Origin of the sequence: Schumannella soli (assembly GCF_006517435.1) — a bacterium.
Taxonomy (GTDB): Bacteria; Actinomycetota; Actinomycetes; order Actinomycetales; family Microbacteriaceae; genus Schumannella; species Schumannella soli.
Map to the genome: position 1 here is coordinate 191,660 of NZ_VHQG01000005.1, position 21,208 is coordinate 212,867.

21 protein-coding genes, 1 tRNA gene and 1 riboswitch are annotated in these 21,208 nt (G+C 73.1%); of the genes, 12 read left to right on the top strand and 10 right to left on the bottom strand.

All coding sequences use genetic code 11. The annotated features are described in order from the left end of the window. The first annotated feature begins 70 nt into the window (after positions 1–70). The 3 genes from FJ657_RS15930 (at position 71) to FJ657_RS15940 (ending at position 3,371) form a co-directional block, all read left to right on the top strand. Entirely contained in the window at positions 71–832 is a 762-nt protein-coding gene (locus FJ657_RS15930) for a class I SAM-dependent methyltransferase (RefSeq protein ID WP_255447390.1), read from the top strand. A 67-nt stretch (positions 833–899) separates the two neighbouring features. Next, positions 900–1,964, top strand: coding sequence for a polyprenyl synthetase family protein (locus FJ657_RS15935; protein ID WP_141164708.1), 1,065 nt, complete (start codon positions 900–902; stop codon positions 1,962–1,964). A gap of 51 nt (positions 1,965–2,015) precedes the next feature. Continuing rightward, on the top strand, positions 2,016–3,371 hold the full coding sequence (locus FJ657_RS15940; RefSeq protein ID WP_141164709.1) for an FAD-dependent oxidoreductase: 1,356 nt from the start codon (positions 2,016–2,018) through the stop codon (positions 3,369–3,371). Positions 3,372–3,721: 350 nt separating this feature from the next. Here the strand turns inward: FJ657_RS15940 and FJ657_RS15945 are convergent, their stop codons facing one another. Then, the gene (locus tag FJ657_RS15945) at positions 3,722–4,768 is read right to left on the bottom strand and encodes an endonuclease/exonuclease/phosphatase family protein (RefSeq protein ID WP_141164710.1); all 1,047 of its coding nucleotides are present in this window, start codon (positions 4,766–4,768) and stop codon (positions 3,722–3,724) included. A 241-nt stretch (positions 4,769–5,009) separates the two neighbouring features. Here FJ657_RS15945 and FJ657_RS15950 point away from each other — a divergent pair, with 241 nt between their 5' ends. Together FJ657_RS15950 and FJ657_RS15955 are read left to right on the top strand one after the other, a co-directional pair. Beyond that, entirely contained in the window at positions 5,010–5,201 is a 192-nt protein-coding gene (locus tag FJ657_RS15950) for a hypothetical protein (protein WP_141164711.1), read from the top strand. 92 nt (positions 5,202–5,293) lie between these two features. Beyond that, entirely contained in the window at positions 5,294–5,842 is a 549-nt protein-coding gene (locus FJ657_RS15955; protein ID WP_141164712.1) for a hypothetical protein, read from the top strand. A 76-nt stretch (positions 5,843–5,918) separates the two neighbouring features. Here the strand turns inward: FJ657_RS15955 and FJ657_RS17460 are convergent, their stop codons facing one another. The 7 genes from FJ657_RS17460 to FJ657_RS15985 all read right to left on the bottom strand — a co-directional run bounded on the left by FJ657_RS17460 (position 5,919) and on the right by FJ657_RS15985 (position 13,201). After that, the gene (locus FJ657_RS17460; RefSeq protein WP_255447391.1) at positions 5,919–6,044 is read right to left on the bottom strand and encodes a hypothetical protein; all 126 of its coding nucleotides are present in this window, start codon (positions 6,042–6,044) and stop codon (positions 5,919–5,921) included. An 8-nt stretch (positions 6,045–6,052) separates the two neighbouring features. Continuing rightward, on the bottom strand, positions 6,053–7,522 hold the full coding sequence (gene cls / locus FJ657_RS15960) for a cardiolipin synthase (RefSeq protein ID WP_141164713.1): 1,470 nt from the start codon (positions 7,520–7,522) through the stop codon (positions 6,053–6,055). Positions 7,523–7,666: 144 nt separating this feature from the next. After that, on the bottom strand, positions 7,667–9,373 hold the full coding sequence (locus FJ657_RS15965; RefSeq protein ID WP_141164714.1) for a bifunctional hydroxymethylpyrimidine kinase/phosphomethylpyrimidine kinase: 1,707 nt from the start codon (positions 9,371–9,373) through the stop codon (positions 7,667–7,669). Next, positions 9,370–10,212 (bottom strand): thiamine phosphate synthase, encoded by an 843-nt coding sequence (gene thiE / locus FJ657_RS15970; protein ID WP_141164715.1) that lies wholly within the window; start codon positions 10,210–10,212, stop codon positions 9,370–9,372. The genes FJ657_RS15965 and thiE overlap by 4 nt, the downstream gene beginning before the upstream one ends. Then, complete coding sequence (thiM, locus tag FJ657_RS15975; protein ID WP_181409012.1) at positions 10,209–11,051, bottom strand: hydroxyethylthiazole kinase; 843 nt, start codon at positions 11,049–11,051, stop codon at positions 10,209–10,211. Before thiM ends, thiE begins: the two co-directional genes overlap by 4 nt. Further along, a riboswitch (TPP riboswitch) is annotated at positions 11,043–11,137 on the bottom strand. It overlaps the preceding gene by 9 nt. Before the next feature lie 468 nt (positions 11,138–11,605). Beyond that, a complete protein-coding gene (locus FJ657_RS15980; protein ID WP_141164716.1) occupies positions 11,606–12,550 on the bottom strand; it encodes an N-acetylglucosamine kinase in 945 nt (314 codons plus the stop codon). A 159-nt stretch (positions 12,551–12,709) separates the two neighbouring features. Then, positions 12,710–13,201, bottom strand: coding sequence for a YajQ family cyclic di-GMP-binding protein (locus FJ657_RS15985; RefSeq protein ID WP_141164717.1), 492 nt, complete (start codon positions 13,199–13,201; stop codon positions 12,710–12,712). Positions 13,202–13,333: 132 nt separating this feature from the next. Here FJ657_RS15985 and FJ657_RS15990 point away from each other — a divergent pair. Together FJ657_RS15990 and FJ657_RS15995 are read left to right on the top strand one after the other, a co-directional pair. Further along, positions 13,334–13,415: transfer RNA gene (locus tag FJ657_RS15990), tRNA-Tyr, on the top strand. Positions 13,416–13,580: 165 nt separating this feature from the next. Continuing rightward, positions 13,581–14,123: a GNAT family N-acetyltransferase gene (locus FJ657_RS15995; protein ID WP_439653947.1), complete on the top strand. Its 543-nt coding sequence runs from the start codon at positions 13,581–13,583 to the stop codon at positions 14,121–14,123. Positions 14,124–14,161: 38 nt separating this feature from the next. Here the strand turns inward: FJ657_RS15995 and FJ657_RS16000 are convergent, their stop codons facing one another. After that, the gene (locus FJ657_RS16000; protein WP_141164719.1) at positions 14,162–14,656 is read right to left on the bottom strand and encodes a VOC family protein; all 495 of its coding nucleotides are present in this window, start codon (positions 14,654–14,656) and stop codon (positions 14,162–14,164) included. A gap of 224 nt (positions 14,657–14,880) precedes the next feature. On the opposite strand from FJ657_RS16000, the gene FJ657_RS16005 reads away from it, so the two are divergent. Then, positions 14,881–16,032, top strand: a complete 1,152-nt coding sequence (locus tag FJ657_RS16005) for an FAD-dependent oxidoreductase (RefSeq protein ID WP_255447393.1) — start codon at positions 14,881–14,883, stop codon at positions 16,030–16,032. A 179-nt stretch (positions 16,033–16,211) separates the two neighbouring features. On the opposite strand, the gene FJ657_RS16010 is transcribed toward FJ657_RS16005, so the two are convergent. Beyond that, positions 16,212–16,895 (bottom strand): cupin domain-containing protein, encoded by a 684-nt coding sequence (locus FJ657_RS16010; protein ID WP_141164720.1) that lies wholly within the window; start codon positions 16,893–16,895, stop codon positions 16,212–16,214. A 117-nt stretch (positions 16,896–17,012) separates the two neighbouring features. Between FJ657_RS16010 and FJ657_RS16015 the strand changes: the two genes are divergently transcribed. From FJ657_RS16015 to FJ657_RS16035, 4 genes are all read left to right on the top strand, one after another. Next, the gene (locus FJ657_RS16015; RefSeq protein ID WP_141164721.1) at positions 17,013–17,657 is read left to right on the top strand and encodes a GrpB family protein; all 645 of its coding nucleotides are present in this window, start codon (positions 17,013–17,015) and stop codon (positions 17,655–17,657) included. Between the two features lie 91 nt (positions 17,658–17,748). Next, positions 17,749–18,654, top strand: coding sequence for an inositol monophosphatase family protein (locus FJ657_RS16020; RefSeq protein ID WP_141164722.1), 906 nt, complete (start codon positions 17,749–17,751; stop codon positions 18,652–18,654). A gap of 319 nt (positions 18,655–18,973) precedes the next feature. Then, positions 18,974–19,924: a M23 family metallopeptidase gene (locus tag FJ657_RS16030; protein ID WP_181409013.1), complete on the top strand. Its 951-nt coding sequence runs from the start codon at positions 18,974–18,976 to the stop codon at positions 19,922–19,924. A 138-nt stretch (positions 19,925–20,062) separates the two neighbouring features. Further along, positions 20,063–21,139 (top strand): FUSC family protein, encoded by a 1,077-nt coding sequence (locus FJ657_RS16035; RefSeq protein WP_141164724.1) that lies wholly within the window; start codon positions 20,063–20,065, stop codon positions 21,137–21,139. The last annotated feature ends 69 nt before the right edge of the window (positions 21,140–21,208 follow it).

The following is a 21,208-nucleotide window of genomic DNA, read 5'->3' on the forward strand; positions in this document are numbered from 1 at the left end:
CCGCGCACCCCTGTCCACCCTGGCAACGGGGCCAGATACGGGGTCGTCGGCCCAAGTAGGATGGACGATCGTGAGTCGAGCCGATCTGAGCAAGAACCCCGACGAGGTGTCGGGCATGTTCACCAAGGTCGCCAAGGGCTACGACCGCACGAACGCGCTCATGTCGTTCGGCAACGACAGCTTGTGGCGCATCGCCACCCAGAAGGCCGTCGACCCGAAGCCCGGCGAGCGCATCCTCGACATCGCCGCCGGCACCGGAACCTCGTCGGCCACCTTCGCCCGCAGCGGCGCCACCGTCATCGCCGCCGACTTCTCGCCCGGCATGATCGCGGAGGGACGCCGCCGGCACCCCGAGATCGAGTTCGTCGAGGCCGACGCCACGAAGCTGCCCTTCGGCGACGACGAGTTCGACGCCGTCACGATCAGCTTCGGGCTGCGCAACGTCGTGCACCCCGAGGTCGCCCTCGCCGAGATGTACCGCGTGCTCAAGCCGGGCGGACGGCTCGTGATCTGCGAGTTCTCGACCCCGCCGCTCGCCGTCATGCGCCTCGGCTACGACATCTACATGAAGCGGTTCGCGCCGACCATCGCGCGGCTCGCGAGCTCCAACCCGGAGGCCTACCTGTACCTCCGGGAATCGATCGAGGAGTGGCCCGACCAGGGCACGCTCAGCGGCTGGATCCGCGGTGTCGGGTTCACGCGCGTCGCCCACCGCAACCTCACGGGCGGCGTCGTCGCGCTGCACCGCGGCCGCAAGCCCGTCGACCCGGCCGTGCGCGCCTCCGCCGCCCGCCGCCGGGCGAGCCGACAGCGCGCCGGCACCGAATCATGATCGTGCGTGACGTGCACCGCCCCGCCGGGGCGGCCGCGTCGCGCCCCGAGTCAACCGAAGGCCAGAAGTGAACTCCACGCCCGTCGCCCGCCGTCGCGGCCTGAGCGCGTCGCTCGGCCTCGGCGAGAAGCTGTTCTCCTCGGCCGAGGAGCGCCGCTTCGCCGCCGCGATCGAGGACGGGCTCGAGAAGGTCGAACACGGTCTCGCCGAGCAGTTCGGCTACGCCGACGCCCTCGCCGACACCACCAGCCGCTACCTCTTCGAGGCCGGGGGAAAGCGCATCCGCCCCACCCTGGCGCTGCTCACCGCCCAGCTCGGCGAGGGCACGACGGATGACGTGCTCACCGGCGCGAAAGCCGTCGAGATCACCCACCTCGCCTCGCTCTACCACGACGACGTCATGGACGACGCCGACCTGCGCCGCGGAGTGCCGAGCGCGCAGACCGTGTGGGGCAACTCGGTCGCGATCCTCACCGGCGACCTGCTCTTCGCCCGCGCCGCCGCCCTCGTCGCCGAGCTCGGCACCGAGACCGTGAGACTGCAGGCGCTGACCTTCGAGCGGCTCTGCCTCGGCCAGCTGCACGAGACCGTCGGCCCGCAGGGCGACGAGGATGCGGTGGCCCACTACATCCAGGTGCTCGCCGACAAGACCGGCTCGCTCATCGCCGCCGCCGCCGAGATCGGCGTGCTGCACAGCGGCGCTCCCCAGCACTACCGCTCGGCGGTCACGGAGTTCGGCGAGCGCATCGGCGTCGCCTTCCAGCTGATCGACGACGTCATCGACCTCTCGGCCGAGACCGGAAAGACCGGCAAGAGCGCGGGCACCGACCTGCGCGCCGGCGTCTCCACCCTGCCGCTGCTCTATCTGCGCCGCGAGGCGCCGACGGATGCGGCCTCGGCCGAGCTGCTCGCGCGCATCGAGCAGTCCGCCGCCGACGACAGCGACGCCGGCGGCGTCGCCTTCGCCGCGGCGATCGCGGAGCTGCGCGACCACCGCGTCACCGCCCAGACCCGCGCCGAGGCGCAGCGCTGGGCCGACGACGCCGTGGCCGCGCTCGCTCCCCTGCCCGAGGGGCCCGTGAAGAAGGCCCTGACGAAGTTCGCCGAAGCGGTGGTGACGCGCTCGAACTGAGCTGCGCGCCGCATCCGCCTCGACCGACCTACCCAGAGAAGAGACACCACCGTGCCCAAGCTCCGCCTCGCCGTCATCGGCGCCGGCCCTGCCGGGATCTACGCCTCCGACATCCTGCTCAAGCACGAGCGCGCCTTCGACGTGTCGATCGACCTCTTCGATCACCTGCCGGCGCCCTACGGACTGGTGCGCTACGGCGTCGCCCCCGACCACCCGCGCATCAAGGGCATCATCAACGCCCTGCGCGACGTGCTCGACCGCGGCGACATCCGCATCTTCGGCAACGTGCGCTTCGGCGTCGACATCACGCTCGACGATCTGAAGAAGCACTACAACGCGGTCATCTTCGCGACCGGCGCCGTCAAGGATGCGCCGCTCGACATCCCCGGCATCGATCTCGACGGCAGCTACGGCGCCGCCGAGTTCGTCAGCTGGTTCGACGGCCACCCGGATGTGCCGCGCGAGTGGCCGCTCGAGGCGCAGTCGCTGGCCGTGATCGGCAACGGCAACGTGGCCCTCGATGTGGCGCGCATGCTCGCGAAGCACCCCGAGGACCTGCTGCCGACCGAGATCCCCGCGAACGTTTACGAGGGTCTGAAGAAGTCGCCGATCACCGACGTGCACGTCTTCGGCCGCCGCGGACCCATGCAGGTGAAGTTCACCCCGCTCGAGCTGCGCGAGCTCGGTGAGCTGCGCGACGTCGACATGATCGTGCACGAGGAGGACTTCGACTACGACGAGGCCTCCGAGGCGGCGCTGAAGACCAACAAGCAGGTCATGGTCATCGACAAGGTGCTGAAGCAGTGGCGCGCCCGCTCGGTGGGCGAGGCATCCCGCCGACTGCACCTGCACTTCTTCGCGAAGCCGCTCGAGGTCGTCGGCGACGACTCCGGCCGCGTCTCGGCGTTCCGGTACGAGCGCACCGAGCCGGATGGCGAGGGCGGCGTGCGCGGAACCGGCGAGATCCGCGAGGTGCCGATCCAGGCGCTCTACCGCGCGGTCGGCTACTTCGGCTCGCAGCTCGACGGCGTGCCCTTCGACGCCGAGCGCGGCGTCATCCCGAACCATGAGGGCCAGGCGCTGAACGAGCACAACGAGATCGTGCCCGGCGTCTACGCGACCGGGTGGATCAAGCGCGGTCCGGTCGGCCTCATCGGCCACACCAAGTCGGATGCGATGGAGACCGTCTCGCACCTCGTCAACGACCAGGCGTCGTGGTGGACCCCCGAGTCGCCGTCGGAGGAGAGCGTCGTCGAGCTGCTCGACGCGCGCGGCATCCAGTACACCGACCTCGACGGCTGGCACCGCCTCGACGAGCACGAGATCGCGCTCGGCGCCCCGCAGGAGCGCGCGCGCATCAAGGTCGTGCCGCGCGACGAGATGGTGAAGGTGTCGCGCGGGGAGTGATCTCGCGCGGCCGGCGCGCTGCCGTCGCGCGCCGCGACCGATGACCTCGGGCCCGGTGGGGCGCTTCGGCGCCCGCCGGGCCCGTTTCGTCTGCGTTCGTTCGGGGTCCGCGACAGGGGAATCGGGACGTCGTGTCGAGGCCGTCGAGGGCATCCGTCGGTGACGTGCGTCGGGATGCCGCCTCGGCAGCACTGCGGATACTGGCGAGCGAGCAGGGCAGGACCATCGGAGGGGTCGGCCGACGGGTGGACCAGTATCCGCGGAGGACGCGAGCAGGATCGCCGGGCAGCGGGCAGCGGGCAGCGGCGGCTTGGGCTGCGACGGATGGGGAGGTCGGCAGCCGCGACGCCTCAGGCCCGCATGAGGTCAGCGGTGACGGGGAAGTGGTCGCTCGGCCAGACGGTGCCGGTGGCGGTGGCGGTGGCGGTGGCGGTGGCGCTCGCGGTGGCGGTGTCGTGCGCCTCCTCGGCGCGGGCGTCGAGCGTCGCCGTCGCCATGACGGTGAAGCCGCGCTGCAGGATCCAGTCGATGCGGCCGTCGCCGACCGGCGGCTCGGCGTCTCCGGTGAAGCCGTGGAACGTGCCGTCGGGGCCGGTGTGCGTCGCCGGTGCGGGCGCGCGCCGCGCATCCTCGACGCCCAGAGCGGCCGTGAAGGCGGCATGCACGGGGCTTTCGGGCGAGACGTTCATGTCGCCGAGGAGGACGAGCGGGATGCGGGATCCGGGCTCGACGGCAGGGTCGGCATCCTCGCCGGTGACGGCCCGCGACGCGGCGAGCGCACTCAGCCGGTCGCCGATGAGCTGCGCCGAGCGGAGGCGGGCGGACTCGTCCTCCGGGCGGTACGGGAGGTGGGTGACGGCGGCGATGAACTCGGCGTTCTGTCGACCGGACGAGGCTGACGCGTGCCGGTCGCGGAAGCGCGCCCAGGTCACCATGCGCGGGTAGAGGTTGCCCCAGGTGATGCTGCCGGCCGCATCCGGGGTGTCCGAGAGCCAGAAGTCCCCGCCGTCGAGCAGCTCGACCCGGTCGGGGCGGTAGAGCAGACCGACGTGCTCGTCGTCGTGGCCGCCGTGCCGGTCGCGTCCGAACCAGGCCGTGCCGGGCATCCAGCTCAGGAGATCGAGGGCGGGACCGCTGCGCAGTTCCTGCACGCCCATGACGTGCGCGCCGCTCTCGCGCAGCACCCGCGCGAGCAGCTCGCCGCGGGCCGACCAGCTCGCGGCGCCCGCATCGACCGGGATGCGCACGTTCGCGGTCGCGACACGCAGCAGCGCGGCGGAGTCGGAGTCGGCGTCGAGGACGGGGTCGGGGCGGGCAGCCGTCTGGTCGGGATCGGCTGCGGCGGCGAAGGATCCGGGGGCGGGGGCGGGGGCGTTCGCGGCGTCGGGCTGGGGCATCCCCTCGAGCCTAGGCAGGCTCGCGGATCGCGTCACGGCGCGGTAGCGAACCGCGCGGGGCGAGGTGGCCTGGCGTCGGGACGGGCTGCGGCGCAGGATGGGCGGCATGGCATCCCGACAGCGTCACGGATCGAGCCGGTCGATCGGATCGATCGGCTCGGTGGGCAGTATCGGATCGATCGGGTCGGCGTGGAGCATCGGGTCGATCGGCAGCGTGGGCTCGATCGGGAGCATCGGGTCGATGGGATCGATCGGGTCGGTCGGCAGCGTCGGCTCGCTCTTCGGCGTGGGGTCGATGGGCGCGATCCTCGCCATCGGATCGATCGGCGGCATCCTCGTGATCGGGGCGATCGGCGGGATCGGGCTGCACGCGCTCGTCCGCGGGAGCCGGAGCCGGGGCCGGGTCACGAGCCGGGCCCGCGCGACGCGGTGAAGCGCAGGCCGGAGCACGATCGCCGGACGATGCTCGACCTGTCACCCCGAGTGGGGCGCGACGAGGGGATGAACGCGGCGTAGCGTCACCGCGTGACCTGGCAGTTCGGAGCGCACCCCGATGACGCCGCGCGCGCCGCGGCCGCGGCGGCCGCGCGCGCGGGGGGGTCGCTCGACCCGTCGACGGCGCTCCCCACCCGTCCGCAGCTCCACCGGCCGACCCTCGTGCTGCGCCCGCGCGCCGACACCCGGGACGCGGTCATCCTCGAGCTGCTGCCGCTGCTCGCCCCCGTGCTCGCGATCGTCGCGACCCAGGCGATGGTGCCGTGGAGCATCCCGCTGCTGCTCATCTGCGTCGCCGTGACCTGCGTCGCCCAGTTCGTCGTCGCGAGCCGTGACGCGGCGCTGCTGCGCTCGCGCGGCTTCGTCGGAACGGCGCCGTCGGCGCTCGCCCTGGTGAGCCCGATCCTCTACCTCGTGCTGCGCGGCCGGGTCTGCTCGCAGCACGACCGCACGGCCTACGCCCCGGTGCCGTGGGCGATCGGCTCGACCGTCGTCGCCGTGCTGCTGCTCATCGGCACGGCCTGGTTCGAGTCGAGCGTCGACGCCTCGATCGGCGGGATGCTGACCGGGCTGTTCTGACCGGCCTGGTGCCTGCTCGGGCCCGGCGCCGCGCGCGTCTCGGCGGCCTCCAGGTCGGCGACCGTTGGACGGGCGCTCAGCGGATGCCGCGCCGCGCCAGCATCCGACGTCGCAGTCGCACGAGCACGGTCATGAGCGCGCCGATGCCGACGGAGACCAGCGCGCAGGCGACGATCGCCCCGAGCAGCAGCAGGATCGTCATCGGGGCTCCTACTGCAGCGCCGCCGTGAGGCGGGCGAAGTTGTCGAGCACCTTGCGGCGCAGCGGGCGGGCGTTCCACTCGTCGAGGGTGATCTCGCGGCTGTGCGCGCGGTAGTCGTCTTCGACGGCGCGCAGGCGCTGGGTGTAGTCGCGGTCGCGCACCATGACCGAGATCTCGAGGTCGAGGGTGAACGAGCGCATGTCCATGTTGCTCGATCCGATGACCGAGACCTCGTCGTCGATCGTCATGTGCTTGGCGTGCAGGATGGTCGGCTTCTCGTAGAGGAAGATGCGCACGCCCGCGCGCAGCAGCGCCTCGTAGTAGCTGCGCTGCGCATGGAACACGAAGAACTGGTCGCCGATCTCCGACACGAACAGCTGCACCTCGACGCCCGACTGCGCGGCCGTCGTGATGGCGTAGAGCATGGAGTCGTCGGGCACGAAGTAGGGGCTCACGACGATGGCTTTGTGCTTCGCCGCGTAGAGCAGCGAGTTGAACAGGCGCAGGTTGTTCTCGCCGGGGAAGCCGGGGCCGCTCGGCACGACCTGGCAGTCCATCGGGCCGTGCACGGTGTCGCGCGCGTCGGCCGCCTCGCGCTCGAGCAGCACATCCGTCTCGCTGTACCAGTCGGTCACGAACAGCGCGTCGATCCCGGCGACGATCGGCCCCTCGAAGCGCGACATGAAGTCTTTCCAGTGCAGGCCGCGACGGTGGTTCTTGCGCACCTGGTAGGGCGTCTCGATCACGTTCTGCGATCCGGTCCAGCCGATCTCGCCGTCGATCACGAGCAGCTTGCGGTGGTTGCGCAGGTCGGGCCGGCGCCAGTGCCCCTTGAGCGGCTGCACCGGCAGCATGAGGTGCCAGTCGGCGCCCATCTCGGTCAGGCGCCGCTTGGTGCGGCCGAAGCCGGGGTACTTGACGTTGCCCAGGTGGTCGAGCAGCACCCGCACCTTCACGCCGCGCGCCACCGCATCCTCGAGCGCCTGGAAAAAGGGCTCGGTCGTGCTGTCGAGGCTGAGGATGTAGAACTCGCAGTGGATGAGCCGCTTCGCCGCACGGATGTCGGCCGTCATCGCGGCGAGCGAGCGGGCGTTGTCGTCGAACAGCTCGGCCCGGTTGCCGCCGACCAGCGGCATCGCGCCGAGGGTGCGGTTCAGCTCGACGATCGGCCCGAGCCACGGCGGCCACGGGTCGCGTTCGGTGACCTTCTCGATGCCCTCGGTCTGCTCGACGATGTACTGGTTGATCTCACGCTGCTTCTGCCGGCGACGGCGGGGCAGCCGGTGCGAGCCGAACAGCAGGAAGATCAGGATGCCGATGTAGGGCAGCAGCGAGATCGCCAGCAGCCAGGCCATCGCCGTCTGCGGTCGGCGGTTGCGCGGGATCACGACGAGCGCCGCGATGCGCGCGCCCAGATCGATGAGGATGAGCGCGATCAGCACGAGCAGCGTGATCCATCCGACCAGGCCCTCGCGCATGTCTGAACTCTAGAGGTCCGCTCGGACACGACGGCGTCGGCACCAGCCCGCGCTCAGCGCCGGTCGCCCTCCGGCCCTCCGCTGGATGCAGGATCGCCGCGCGATCCTGGCCGCGCCGCGCGATATCGTGCGGCGCTCTCCAGATCAGGCGGCGCCGATGCCGGTCGTCGGCACGGCGAAGAAGTCGCGCTCGTGCTGCATCGAGCGGGCGAAGGCCCGGCGCATCCGCCCGCGTTCCGCGGCTCCCGTCGCGGCCGCCGCCCGGTCGACGATCGCGATCGCCTCGGCCGTCGCCGCCGCGAAGGCCGGGTCGCCGTAGGCGCCGAGCCAGTCGCCGAAGGGATGCCCCTCCCGGTTCGCCGCGGCGAGCCGGATGCCGACGTCGCTGTACAGCCAGAAGCAGGGCAGCAGGGCCGCGACGAGCTCGCCGTAGGAGTCGGCGGCGGCCGCGAGGTGATTCACGTAGGCGAGGGTCGTCGCGCTCGGCTCGGGATGCGCATCCGGGTCGTCGCCGAGCCGCGCGCGGTGCAGCGAAGCCTCCTCCTCGAGCGCGGATGCGGCGCTGCGCGCCCAGAACTCCTGCTCGTCGGCGGTCGGCGCGAGCGCGCTGGCCCGGGCGAGCACGCGCGCGTACTGCCCGAGGTAGAGCGCGTCCTGCGCGAGATACCAGCGGAACGCGCTCTCGTCGAGGGTGCCGTCGCGCAGACCGACGAGGAAGTCGAGCGCGTCGACCTCGGCGCGCAGGGCGGTGGTGGCGGTCCATTGGCGGGCGGCCCAGTCGCGCCGGTCGGCGTCGGGGTCGAGCGCGGCCGCGAGTGCGGGAGAGTCGGATCCGTCACCGAGACCGGCGGCGCCGCGCTCCGCATCCGCGAGCCCCGCATCCGCGAGGCCGGCGTCCGCGAGTCCCGCATCCTCGTGCGCCGTGACCGCCCGCAGCGCGGCGCGCGTCGCGTGGAAGTGATCGAGCGGCCCGTTCCCCTCGCCGACGAGCAGCGCCGCGCCGTGCTCGAGAGCTCCGGTCAGCCACGCTTTCGCCGCGCGCAGCGCCGCCACCCAGTCGACCTCCTCGTCGGGAGCCTGCCGCAGCTGCTCGGCCGCCAGCGTCGCCATGGCCGACGAGAGCGAGCATCCGGTTCCGTGCGTGTTCGTCGTCGCGATGCGACGCCCCGGCACCTCGTCGACGGCGGATGCGGTGACGATCGCATCCGGGCAGTCCACGCCGTCGAGGTGGCCGCCCTTGAGCAGCACGGTCGTGCCGGTGGTCGTCGCGAGGTGGCGCGCCTGCGCGATCGCGTCGGACCAGGTGCGGGGGCGGGCGACGTGGGCGCGGTCGGTGCTCACGAGCACCGCGAGCTCGGCGAGGTTCGGCGTCACCAGGTCGACCCGTCGGCAGAGCTCGCGCACGGCCTGCTCCGCGGCGGCGTCGAGCAGTCGATCGCCGCTCGTCGCGACCATGACCGGATCCAGCACCACGATCGCCGGGCGCACCGGTTCCAGCCAGTCGCTCACGGCGTCGATGAGCGGGGTCGAGTGCAGCATGCCGAGCTTGACCGCATCGATCGCGACGTCGTCGCTGACCGCATCCAGCTGCTCGACCAGGAAGCCGACGTCGGGAACATGCACGCTGTGCACGCCGCGCGTGTTCTGCGCGACGAGCGCGGTGACGACGGCCATGCCGTAGCCGCCGAGCGCGCCGATCGTCTTCAGGTCGGCCTGGATGCCGGCGCCGCCGGTCGGGTCGGTTCCGGCGATGCTGAGCACGCGCGGGGCGGACGGGGTGGGAGCGACGACGAAGGATGCGGCCGGGTGCGGTGCGAGCGCGGCGGCAGGACTCGTGACGGTGTCGGTCATCGGACGATCCCCTCGTTCGCCGCGGAGACAGGATCGCCAGCGCCGGTGCCGGGACTGCCATCGGCACGGGCCAGGATCCCGACTTGGGCCGCGATCCGGGGCCCGGCCTCGGCTGCAGTCCCGACTGCGGCCTCGATACCGACCCCGACCCCGACCCCGACCCCGACCCCGATCCCGACCGCGTCGGCGATCGCGCGCGCTGCGCCCGCCGGGTCGTCGGCGGCGCAGATGCGCGACACGACCGCGACGCCGGCCGCGCCCGCCGCGACGAGCTCGCCCGCATCCACCTCGGTCACGCCGCCGATCGCGACGCAGGGGAGCGGGGCGTGGGCGGCGAGAGCCCGGAACCCGTCGACCCCGAGTGCCGGAGGATGCCCCGGTTTCGTCGCGGTCGGGTGGATGACGCCCACGCCCAGGTAGTCGAGCGTGCCGGCGGGCAGGACGGCCGCCGCGGCGAAGTGCTCGAGCGTGTTCGCCGTCCAGCCGACGAGCGCACCCTCGCCGAGAAGCCGGCGCGCGGTGGTCGGCGGCACGTCGCTCTGGCCGAGGTGCACGCCGGCGATGCGGAGCCCGGCGTCGCGTGCGGCGAGTGCGACGTCGAGGCGGTCGTCGACGATGAGCGCCGCGCGACCGGCGATCACCGCATCGAGCTCGGCGAGCAGATCGAGCTGCTCGCGGGCGCTCGCGCCCTTGGCCCGCAGTTGAACGACGCCCGCGCCCGCGTCGACCGCGGCGTCGACCGCGCGCCGCAGCCGCGGCCGCTCGACGCGCTCGTCGGTGACGAGCTGCAGGCGCAGATCCCACGGGCCTGTCGCCCGATCGACGATCGTCGCGCTCATCGAGTCACCTCGGCCCCGACCTCTGCCGGCAGGTCCGCCGATGTGCGGACGAGTCGCGGTTCGGCGCGCTCCAGGTCGCGCGGCTCGAGCGCCGCGATGTCGTCGAGGAACGCCGTCGCGAACGACCCCGGTCCGGTGGTCCGCACGGCCGCCCGCTCGGCGGCGACGGCGTGCACGAGCGAGGCCGCCACGGCCGCCGACAGGGCGTCCGCCACGCCGAGGAAGGCCGCCATCGTCGCGCCGAGCGAGCATCCGCCGCCGGTCACCTTCGTCAGCAGCACGTCGCCGCCCGGAACCCGTACGATCTCGCGGCCATCCGTGACGAGGTCGATCTCGCCCGACACCGCGACGACGCTGTCGGTCGCCAGGGCGAGGTGGATGGCGGCGGCGCGCGCCGCATCCGGACCGTCGACCGAGTCGACCCCGCGCCCGCCCGCACCCGCGCCCGCGAGCGCGAGCACCTCGGAGGCGTTGCCGCGGATGATCGCCGGCCGCGCGTCGAGCAGCTCGTGCGCGAGCGCCGTGCGCACCGGCAGTGCGCCGACCGCGACCGGGTCGAGCACCCAGCGCCGGGTCGCGGCGACGACCTCGCGGGCGCCGTCGGCCTGCACGGGCGTCGGGGTTCCGAGGTTCACGAGGCTGCCGTCGGCGACGCCGGCGAACACCCCGGCCTCGCCCGGCAGGTCGCTCATCGCGGGAGCGGCGCCCAGCGCGAGCAGCACATTCGCGGTGAAGTTCGTGACCACGGCGTTCGTGACGCACTGCACCAGCGGCGCGCGCTCGCGCAGCGCGAGCAGGGCCGCGTGCGGCGGCAGGGTCGATGACAGAACAGCGTTCATCGCTGACAATCCCTTCGCGAGAATGACCTCGAGCAGGTTCGGCGGGTGTGATCTCAGCCGCGGATGCGGCACCCCGAGTCGTTCACGACGCTAGCCGCGGGCGCGCGGCGAGCACAAGCCGGGCCGGATGCGGCGGGCGCGCGGACTCAGCCCGGCGCGGGCTGCGGCGGGCGGGCGGGTCGCGCGGGCTGCTGCGGGTGGCGGGCGGGTCGGGGCGTCGGCGCGAGCACGATCCGGTCCGACGGTGCACAGCGTCGGTTCGTGCGCCAGGTCGCGGCGCAATGAGGCGCACTGGCGTCAGCGAACCGACGCCGGGTTCGATGGGCGACCCGCGCCCCGCCCGAGTCTGCTGCGGCGGCCCGGTTCCGCCGACCCCAGCGCGAGCAGATCTGACGGCGCACGGTGTCGGCTCTCGCACCGGTGCACAGCAGATTGGTGCACGGCCGACCTCCTCAGCCGACACTGTGCTCGGCGGGCGGCGGGCGGCGGGCGGCGGGCGGCGGGCGGCGGNCAGCGGCGGCCAGCGGCCCGCAGCGCGCGGAGAGCGCGCGGGCTCAGCCCTGCGCGGCCGCGAGCCCGAGCTTGCGCGCGTACAGCGCCGCCCCGACCGAGGGGTCGTGCAGCGGAGCCCGGAGGTCGAAGGGGATGCCGGTCGCCGCGAGCTGGCGCGCGAAGCCGTCGAGGAATCCCGGCGCCGAGAACACCCCGCCCGAGTAGGAGACGGGGATGCTCTCATCGGCCGGCGCGTCCAGGCCGGCGCGGGTGGCGACGACCAGGTCGACCAGCTCGCGCTGCGCCTCGTCGAGGATGCGCTGCGCGACCGGGTCGCCGACCGCCGCGGCTGCGGTCGCGACCCTGGAGATATCGGCGATGCGGCCCCGCTCGGCCGACCAGTCGTCGACGACGACCCCGATCGCATCCAGGTCGTCGTCGACGCCGAGGCGTTCGCGCATGAGCTCGTGCAGCGCACCGCGGGGCAGGCGGCCGTCGGCCATGCGGCTGAAGGCCCCGAGGGCCCGGGTCGCGATCCAGTAGGCCGAGCCCTCGTCGCCGAAGAGCTCGCTCCAGCCGCCGACGCGATGCCCGATGCCGGCGCGCTCGCCGTAGGCGATGGATCCGGTGCCGGCGACGACGTTGATGCCGTCGGCGCCGCCGAGCGAGCCCGCCCATCCGCTGATCATGTCGTTGCCCGAGCGCACGCGGTCGTGGCCGAGGATGCGGCGCGGGATCGCGTCGAGCACGGGCACGTCGGCGCTGGCCTCGCCGTAACCGGGGATCGCGTAGAAGACGAAGTCGAGGTCGTCGGCGCCGACGCCGCTCTGTGCGCTGATGTCGGCGAGGCCCTCGCTCAGCACGTCGCCGACGAGGTCGATGCCGCGCTCCGAGCCGAAGTAGTAGCTGGTGCGCTGGCGCGACTCGGCGAGCGTCGCGCCGCTCTCGTCGATCAGCAGGAACGCGGTCTTCGTGCCGCCGCCGTCGATGCCGAGATACCGCGCCATGCGGTCAGCCTCGCGGTCCCTGCGGGCCGACGGCAAGATCCTGCGCGAAACGCGCACTGTTTTCGCGTGAAACGCGCAAACGACGGGGGGATGCGCGGACGAGCCGACCGCATCCACCCGCCGCCGGCAGGTCGTCGCGCGTGATCCGCGCGGAAGGATTCAGCGCATGTTGACGAACTGGAGGGCGACGTCGAGGTCCTTGCCCTTGAGCAGTGCGATGACCGACTGGAGGTCGTCGCGGCTCTTCGACTGCACGCGCAGCTCGTCACCCTGGATCTGGCTCTTGACGCTCTTCGGCGCCTCGTCGCGGATGATCTTCGAGATCTTCTTCGCGTCCTCGCTCGAGATGCCGTTCTTCAGCCCGACCTCGATGCGGTACTCCTTGCCGCTCGCGTAGGGGTCGCCCTCGTCGAGCGAGCGGATGCCGATGCCGCGCTTGATGAACTTCGCCTCGAGAACCTCGAGCACCGCCTTCACGCGCTCTTCGGCACTCGCCTTCAGCAGGATCTTCTCGTCGCCCGACCACTCGATCGACGCGTTCACGCCCTTGAAGTCGTAGCGCTGCGCGATCTCCTTCTGCGCCTGCCCGACCGCGTTCTGGGCCTCCATGTGGTCGACCTTGCTCACGATGTCGAAAGAGGAATCAGCCATGCGCCCATGGTAGAGCCGACCGGGGACGCCGCCCGTGATCGGGGGCGGGCCGATGGTCATCGGCACCCCTCGCGACCTAGTATTCTGTTCCGAGCGCGTTCGGTCGATGAGCACATCGGTCGGGAGCGCCTCGGCGGGTTACCCAAGCGGCCAAAGGGATCTGACTGTAAATCAGACTGCACTGCATTCGGGGGTTCGAATCCCTCACCCGCCACATTCACGAAGGCCCCGGTTCGCCGGGGCCTTCGTCGTTTCCGGGGCCGGCGCCGACGGGTCTCGAGGATCGTGCCGTCGCGTCGGTATGCCGGCGCGATACCGACGCGACCGCACGATCCTCAGCCGGCGTCGCGAGGGCGCTGCGTTCCGCCAGGATGGGCGCGTGAGCAGCGTGCCCCTCGAGATCCGCGTCGACGACCTCAGCGGAGAGGCGACGCGCGAGCTGATCGCCCTCCACCTCGCGGGGATGCACGACGGCTCGCCGATCGAGAGCATCCACGCCCTCGACCTCGACGGGCTGCGCGCGCCCGGCATGACGGTCTGGTCGGCCTGGTCGGGCGAGCGTATCGCGGGGATCGGCGCGCTCAAGCGCTTCGGCACGGGCAGTGCGGCCGGCGCCGACGGCATGGATGGTGAGGGCGGCGGCTCGGGAGCGCTCGCGTCGGCGGGCGGCGACCGCGGTGAGCTGAAGTCGATGCGCGTCGCCGACGAGTTCCGCGGAACCGGCGTCGGCCGCGCGATCCTGCGTCACATCGTCGCCGAGGCCCGGGCGGCCGGCATCCGCAGCCTCTGGCTCGAGACCGGCGCCGGCGAGGCCTTCGTGCCAGCGCATCGTCTCTACGCGAGCGAGGGCTTCGTCGACTGCGGGTCCTTCGCCGACTACCGCCCCGATCCGCTGTCGCGGTTCATGACGCGGGAGCTCTGAGTCGGACTTTCGCGCGTCGACCGATCCGGTCGCTCTCTTCACCCCGCGCTCGCGCGCAGGTGCTCGTCGAGGGTGCGGAAGACGGTGTCGTCGCCGCCCTCCCAGGCCGGGCGCGGATCCGGTTGGCCGGGCACCGGCTCGTAGAGCCACCACAGGTTTCCCCAGGGGTCGAGCAGGCGGGCGAGCGTGAGCGATCCGTAGAACGGAGTGGGCGGCGTCACGACCGTCGCGCCGCGAGGCTCGGCCCTGGCGATCACGTCCGCCGCATCCGCGACCCAGAGCTGCAGCAGCCCCGGGCGCGACGGCCAGCCGGGCTGGCGGTCGGCGAGCAGCAGCAGCGCGTCGCCGAGGCGCAGCTCGGCGTGGATGAGCAGACCGCTCGGCGTCGCGGTGCGGGCCAGGTCGACCTCGACGGCGCCGAACACGGCCGAGGCGAAGTCGATGAACCCGGCTGCGTCGTCGAGCAGCACGAAGGGAGTGAGGGAGCTTCCTCGTCCGGTGATCCTGGCGCCGGACAGCGTGATCTCGGTCATGGATGGAGGCTCGCGCGCACCACCGACACCGCGGTCGGCGCCGTCCGGTCAGAGATGATTCGTCTGCCTCGTACTCCGGCACGTCGACCTCTCGACGCCCCGATAGTCGAGCGCTCGGATCTCTCGACGGCGGGGTAGTCCGATCGCTCGATCACTCGAACGCGATTCTTGCCGTAGTGGCAATAATGCTTGCCGTTCGGGCTCGCCCGGTGCACGGTAGTCGCGTGAATCCCGTCGAGAGCCCCGCCGCCACCAGTCCCGACCGCATCCCGGGCTCCGCGCCCGCCGCTCGCGTGATCCCCGCACTGACCGCAGCCGACGCCGCCGAGCGCTGGGATGCCGTCGTCATCGGCGGCGGCGCGGCCGGCCTGAACGCCGCGCTCATGCTCGTGCGCTCGCGCCGGCGCGTGCTCGTCGTCGACGCCGGAGCCCCCCGCAACCGCTTCGCGGACGGCGTGCACGGGGTCCTCGGACGCGAGGACGTCCCCCCGCTCGACCTCGTCGCCCAGGGCCGGGCCGAGGTCGAGAGCTACGGCGGCGTCGTCCGCTCCGGCTGGGTGACCGCGGTCGGCGGCGCCGAGGGCGACTTCCTCGTCGAGGTGGGAAACTTCGGCACCGCATCCGCCGGAGCCGACGCCGAGGCCGCTATTGCCGGCGCGGCGGCATCCATGAGCCCGGTCCGCCTGACCGCGCGCCACGTCGTCGTCGCGACCGGCGTCGCGGATGCGCTGCCTGACATCCCCGGACTCGCCGCGCAGTGGGGCCGCGGGGTCGTGCACTGCCCCTACTGCCACGGCTGGGAGGTGCGCGATCAGCGCATCGCCGTGCTCGCCGAGGTGCCGGCGGCGGCCGTGCACCAGGCGCAGCTGTTCCGGCAGCTCAGCGCCGACGTCGTCGTGCTGCAGCACAGCTCGGCGCCCTTCGACGAGGCGGATGCGCGGGGGCTCGCCGCGCGCGGCATCCGGGTCGTGGCGGGCGAGGTCGTCGAGCTCGTGAGCGAAGGGGACGCGGGCGCGCGCGGTGCAGGGGATGACACGAGCGCTGCCCCCGGTCGACTGACGGGCGCGCGGCTCGCCGACGGCACGCTCGTGCCGATCGATGCGCTCGTCGTCGCGTCGGTTCCGGTCGCGCACGTCGAGTTCCTGGCGCCGCTCGGACTGCACGCCGAGACGCATCCGATGGGCCGCGGCGAGCAGCTGCCGGCGACGCCGTTCGGCGTGACCGCGATTCCCGGCGTCTGGGTCGCCGGCAACGCGACTGACATCATGGCGCAGGTGGGCGCGGCGGCTGCCGCCGGAGCGATGGTCGGCGCGCAGGTCAACGCGGCGCTCGTCGTGGCCGAGGTGCGCGCGGCCGTCGCTGTCGCGGACTCCTGAGCGGTCGGGCGCGCCCGGGTCCGGGACCCTGCGCATCGAAGCCGACCGATCGATCCCTCGCCCGCCTGTGACGTCGGAACTCGGGGATGCGAGCGCGGTACGGAGGCATGCGCCCGCGGGCCGCATCGCGCGCCGGGTCCCGGCGAGCCCGGGGGTCAGGCCTCGAGCGACCCCCGGGGTCACGCCTCGGGCGTCGCCGCCTCGGCGTCATCCGGCCCGCCCGACCCGTCGGGCCCATTCGATCCGCTCTCCTCGCGCGACGGCAGCGGAACCGGCACGGCCGCCGCGACCGGCGGAACCCCGTGCACGCGTCGCCCCTCCGCGTCGAACAGCCCCAGGAACTCGACCGTCTCGCCGTCGGCGCTGCCCAGCCAGTGCGGGGTGCGGCAGTCGAACTCGGCCGCCTCGCCCGAGCCGAGCACGAACTCCTCGTCGTCGAGCACGAGGCGCAGCCGGCCCTGCAGCACGTAGAGCCACTCCCATCCATGGTGCTCGCGACGCTGCTCCACCTCCTGCGCGGTGCGGCCCGGCAGCACGAACTTGACCGCCTGCACGCCGTTCGCGCCGCGTCCGAGCGGCAGGATCGTCCGCCCGCTGTGACGCACCGGGCGGATGTGGATGCGCGGATCGCCGGTCGGCGGCGCCCCCACCAGGTCGTCGAGCGGCACCCCGTACTCGCGGGCGAGCGGCAGCAGCAGCTCGAGCGCGGGCCGCCGCGATCCGGATTCCAGCCGCGAGAGCGTGCTGGTCGAGATCGACGTCGCCGCCGAGACGTCAGCGAGCGTGAGATTGCGGTTGACGCGGAGTCGGCGCAGGCGCTCGCCCACTCCCGCGAGGGTGCGTTCGATGGGCTCGTCCGCCATGACCCCACCCTGCCACCGCGCGCCCCATCCCGTCACGGTTCCCGGCGAGCCGTGACCTGAGGTGACGTCGGCGCGAACCGCGGCGACGCGTCGCCGGCCGACGCGTAGCGTGGAGGGATGGTCGATGAAGCCCAGCCCCGCGACCCCGCTCCCGCCGCGACCGCCATCACAGCCCACAGCGACTTCGATCCCGACGACGCCGACTGGCTCGTGCCCGCGCAGCCCGAGCACGTCGTCATCGCCGAGCCCGACCCCGCGTGGCCGGAGCGCTTCCGCGAGCTGGCGGACCGCATCCGCGCCGCCCTCGGCGATGCCGCCCTCGAGGTCGAGCACGTCGGCTCGACCTCGGTGCCGGGCATGCCGGCGAAGCCGATCATCGACATCGACCTCACGGTCGCCGACAGCCGCGATGAGGATGCCTACGTCGCCGCGCTCGAAGCCGCCGGCTTCGTGTTCGTGCTGCGTGAGCGCAACTGGCACGAGCATCGGCTGTTCACGAACGCCGCGCCGCGGGCGAACCTCCACGTCTGGGGCTCCGATCGGGCGGAGGCGGTGCGGCACCGGATGCTGCGCGACTGGCTCAGCGAGCACGCCGACGACCGCGCGCTGTACGCCGCCGCGAAGCGCGCCGCGGCCGCGAAGCGCGCCGCGGCCGCGCAGACGGCCGACGATCCCGAACTCGTGCAGGCGTACAACCAGCGCAAGGAGCCGGTGATCCGCGAGATCCTCGACCGCATGTTCCGGGCGCACGGACTGCTCTGACCCGCGCCGATTCGCCGCTGCCGCGCCGTCGGTCGCGCGACGTGGCGCGAGAGCCCGCGCACACGTCCGGGGCCCGTGGTTGGCTGGGGGCATGACCGACGCCGCCGCATCCGCCGCCTCGAGCACCCCCGTCGACCCCGCCGGGCTGCTCGCCCTCGCCCGCGACATCGCGCTCGAGGCGGGTGCTCTCGCCGCTCGGCGCCGCGCCGAGGGCGTCGAGGTCGCCGCCGCGAAGTCGAGCCCGGTCGACATCGTCACGGCCGCCGACCGCGAGGTGGAGCAGCTCATCCGGGCGCGCATCGGCACCGCGCGACCCGACGACGCGATCCTCGGCGAGGAAGGCGGCACGGCCGCCGGGCGCTCGGGACTCACCTGGGTCGTCGACCCGATCGACGGCACCGTCAACTACCTCTACGGCATCCCGCACTACGCCGTCAGCATCGCGGTCGTCAGCTCGCCCGATGACGCACCCGCCGACGCACAGACCTGGACAGCGCTCGCCGGCGTCGTCTACTCCCCGGGCGAGGGCGAGCTGTTCTCGGCCGCGCGCGGCGGAGGAGCCCGCCTCGAGGTACTGCCGCGGGCGGGCGTGGATGCTCCGCTCGCGCCCGGCGCGATCGGCCAGGTGCGCGAGCTGGCGGTGCGGCCCGCGGCCCCGCTCGGCCAGGTGCTGCTCGCGACCGGGTTCAGCTACGACGCCGAACTGCGCGCGCACCAGATCGCGGCGGTGTCGGCGCTGATGCCGCACCTGCGCGACCTGCGCCGGTTCGGCGCCGCCGCACTCGACCTGACCGCGCTCGCCGCCGGACGCATCGACGCCTACCTCGAACGGCAGACGAACGCGTGGGACTTCGCCGCCGGCGTGCTCATCGCCCGCGAGGCCGGCGCGGCCGTGGTCGGGTACGAGGGCGCCGAGCCCGACACCCGGCTCGTGCTCGGCGGGCATCCCGACCTGGTCGCGCAGCTCGCGCCGCTCGTCGCGGAGGTCGACTACTGAGGGTCCGGTCGGCTGCCGAGAGCCCGGTCGGCTGCTGCGGGCGGGCCGACGATCGCGGGCCGATCAGCTGAGAACGCGGACGCGGATGGATGCGCACCCCGGCCGAGGGGTGGCGGCATCCGCGTCGCCCTTTTACACTTTCGGGGTACATCGCGCGTCCGAACCCGAGTCCGGAAGCGCGTCGCCGGCTCGGCTGAGCCGCTCATGACCTGGAGCTCCACGATGACCGCTTGCCCTGTGGTCATCCTGTCGAGCCCGATCGCGGGTTCGGCCACCACGGCGATCCCCGCTGCTTCGCCCCTCAGCGAGGGCGTCTGATATGCGCCCCGCCGCCTCCGACAGCTCTGCTCCGACCCGCCGTGACCTGCGGGCCCGTCAGCAGACCGCCGAGGCGGCCCGCCGCGCCGAGCGCACCCGCGACGTACGCACCCGCGACGCACGCACCCGCGACGCACGCACCCGCAGCGCCGCGGTCGCGACGCGCGTGCCCCTGAACCAGCGCCCCCGTCAGCGTGGCGGGCTCGGCGTCGTGCACCGCGGCATCGCCCGTCAGGTGCTCTCGGTCGGCGTGCTGGTCGCCGTCTTCGCGCTCGTCGTCTCCGTCTCGGTGCCGGCGTCCGTGTTCGGCACCCCGAGCGCCAACGCCGCCACCTCCGGCGCCCCGCTCGTCGGCAGCGCCGCCGACACCCAGAGCTTCCAGGTCTCGGCCGAGGCCGCCGCCGACGACACCACCCGCGACGCCTACGGCGCGACGAGCCGGGCGCAGTTCGCGGCCGCCGCCGCAGCCGCGGCCGCGAAGAAGGCGCAGGCGAGCGCATCCCGGTATTCGAGCACCTGGAATCCCGGCATCGGCCCGGTGCGCTGGCCGTACCCGGTGATGCCGAAGCTCGGGCCCGGGTTCGGCGCCCCCGCGACCTGCTCCACCTGCATGTCGGTGCACCAGGGCCAGGACTACCTCGCCCACGAGGGCACCCCGATGTACAGCATCGCGACCGGCGTCGTGACGAAGAAGCAGCAGGACAGCTACGGCTGGGGCAACCACCTCGTCATCACGTCGACGGTCAACGGGCAGACGGTGTCGTTCCTCTACGCGCACACGCAGACCGGATCGATCGCCGTCAACGTGGGTGACACCGTGCAGGTCGGGCAGTTCATCGCGCTGACCGGATCGACCGGCTCGGTCACGGCGCCGCACCTGCACCTCGAACTGCAGCTGAATGGCACCAAGGTCAACCCGCACACCTGGCTGCAGGCGAACGTCACCGGCTGACCCCGCATCCATCTCGCGGTGAGAGGATGGCCGCGATGAAGTTCTCCGACCTGGCTCGGAGCCTCGTCGCCGTCAACCCATCGCCGCGTCGGCTCGGGGGTGCGGCCCCGTCGCCATCCGGGTGAGACAATCGGAGCGATGAAGTTCTCCGACCTGGCTCGGAGCCTCGTCGCCGTCAACCCATCGCCGCGTCGCTGGCCCGTCGCCATCCAGGCGGGGTTGTCGATGCTCATCCCGGTCACCGTGTTCGCGCTCGCCGGGCAGCTGTCGCTGGGGGCGGCCGCGAGTCTCGGCGCCTTCACCGCGATCTACGCGGGCTCGCTGCCCCGTCGTCACCGCATGCGCACGATCGCGTTCGTGGCGCTCGGGCTGATCGCGTCGGCGGCGGCCGGGGTGCTGCTGAGCTTCGACGACGTGCTGTCGGTGGTCGGCGTCGTCGTGGTGACGATCGCGGCCGCGTACCTGTGCTCGGCGACCCGGCTGGGGCCGCCCGGTCCGCTGTTCTTCACGCTGGTCTACGGAGTGGCGGCGCAGTCGGCGCGTCCGGTCGAGCTCGGCGGCGGCGGTCGGGACGGGCTGCTGGTGATCGGGCTGGTGGCGCTGGGGTGCGTGATCTCGTGGCTGATCGCCGCGATCGTGATGCGGGTTCCGCGCGTGAAGTGGCAGACGGGGCCGATCCCGGTCGTGCGGCTGCCGCGGCTGCGGGCCCGCGCGGATCGCGTGGAGGTGCTGCGCCAGGTGATCGCCGGCACGGTCGCGACGCTCGTGACTGTGCCCTTCGATCTCTCGCACGCCTACTGGTCGGCGGGGTCGGCTCTCGCGGTGCTGGCGATCGCGCGGGGTAGCAGCGTGACCCTGTCGCGGGCGGTGCACCGCGTGCTGGGCACCCTCGTCGGGGCCGGGCTGTTCATCGGGATCGCGGCTCTGCACCTCGACGAGGTCGGGGTGCCTCCGGGTCTCGTGCTCGCGCTCGTGCTGGGGCTGCTGCAGTTCGGGGTCGAGATGACCGTCGTGCGGCACTACGCGCTCGCCCTGGTGATGATCACCCCGCTGGTGCTGCTGATCGCGCATGCCGCGCATCCGTCTGACCCGGTTCCGATCGCGCTGCAGCGTCTCGCCGAGACGATCGTGGGCGCGGCGGTGGCAGTGCTCGTCGGTCTCGCGACGCGCCCCCTCGCGAACCGCGCCGCCGCGGCCGACGCCGCCGGCCGCTGACCTGAAAAGGGACGGCGCCCGCACCGTTATCGGTGCGGACGCCGTCCGGGGCCCTCAGCTCAGCTCACC

What these genes read in the sequence shown, in the direction of transcription:
- FJ657_RS15980 (WP_141164716.1), bottom strand. Translation starts at nt 12,550, where the DNA reads ATGGCGCGGTATCTCGGCATCGACGGCGGCGGCACGAAGACCGCGTTC.
- FJ657_RS17460 (WP_255447391.1), bottom strand. Translation starts at nt 6,044, where the DNA reads ATGACGATCCTGCTGCTGCTCGGGGCGATCGTCGCCTGCGCGCTGGTC.
- FJ657_RS16015 (WP_141164721.1), top strand. Translation starts at nt 17,013, where the DNA reads ATGGTCGATGAAGCCCAGCCCCGCGACCCCGCTCCCGCCGCGACCGCC.
- FJ657_RS15965 (WP_141164714.1), bottom strand. Translation starts at nt 9,373, where the DNA reads ATGACCGACACCGTCACGAGTCCTGCCGCCGCGCTCGCACCGCACCCG.
- thiM (WP_181409012.1), bottom strand. Translation starts at nt 11,051, where the DNA reads ATGAACGCTGTTCTGTCATCGACCCTGCCGCCGCACGCGGCCCTGCTC.
- cls (WP_141164713.1), bottom strand. Translation starts at nt 7,522, where the DNA reads ATGCGCGAGGGCCTGGTCGGATGGATCACGCTGCTCGTGCTGATCGCG.
- FJ657_RS16010 (WP_141164720.1), bottom strand. Translation starts at nt 16,895, where the DNA reads ATGGCGGACGAGCCCATCGAACGCACCCTCGCGGGAGTGGGCGAGCGC.
- FJ657_RS15945 (WP_141164710.1), bottom strand. Translation starts at nt 4,768, where the DNA reads ATGCCCCAGCCCGACGCCGCGAACGCCCCCGCCCCCGCCCCCGGATCC.
- thiE (WP_141164715.1), bottom strand. Translation starts at nt 10,212, where the DNA reads ATGAGCGCGACGATCGTCGATCGGGCGACAGGCCCGTGGGATCTGCGC.
- FJ657_RS16020 (WP_141164722.1), top strand. Translation starts at nt 17,749, where the DNA reads ATGACCGACGCCGCCGCATCCGCCGCCTCGAGCACCCCCGTCGACCCC.
- FJ657_RS15985 (WP_141164717.1), bottom strand. Translation starts at nt 13,201, where the DNA reads ATGGCTGATTCCTCTTTCGACATCGTGAGCAAGGTCGACCACATGGAG.
- FJ657_RS16035 (WP_141164724.1), top strand. Translation starts at nt 20,063, where the DNA reads ATGAAGTTCTCCGACCTGGCTCGGAGCCTCGTCGCCGTCAACCCATCG.
- FJ657_RS16030 (WP_181409013.1), top strand. Translation starts at nt 18,974, where the DNA reads ATGCGCCCCGCCGCCTCCGACAGCTCTGCTCCGACCCGCCGTGACCTG.
- FJ657_RS16000 (WP_141164719.1), bottom strand. Translation starts at nt 14,656, where the DNA reads ATGACCGAGATCACGCTGTCCGGCGCCAGGATCACCGGACGAGGAAGC.
- FJ657_RS15950 (WP_141164711.1), top strand. Translation starts at nt 5,010, where the DNA reads ATGGGATCGATCGGGTCGGTCGGCAGCGTCGGCTCGCTCTTCGGCGTG.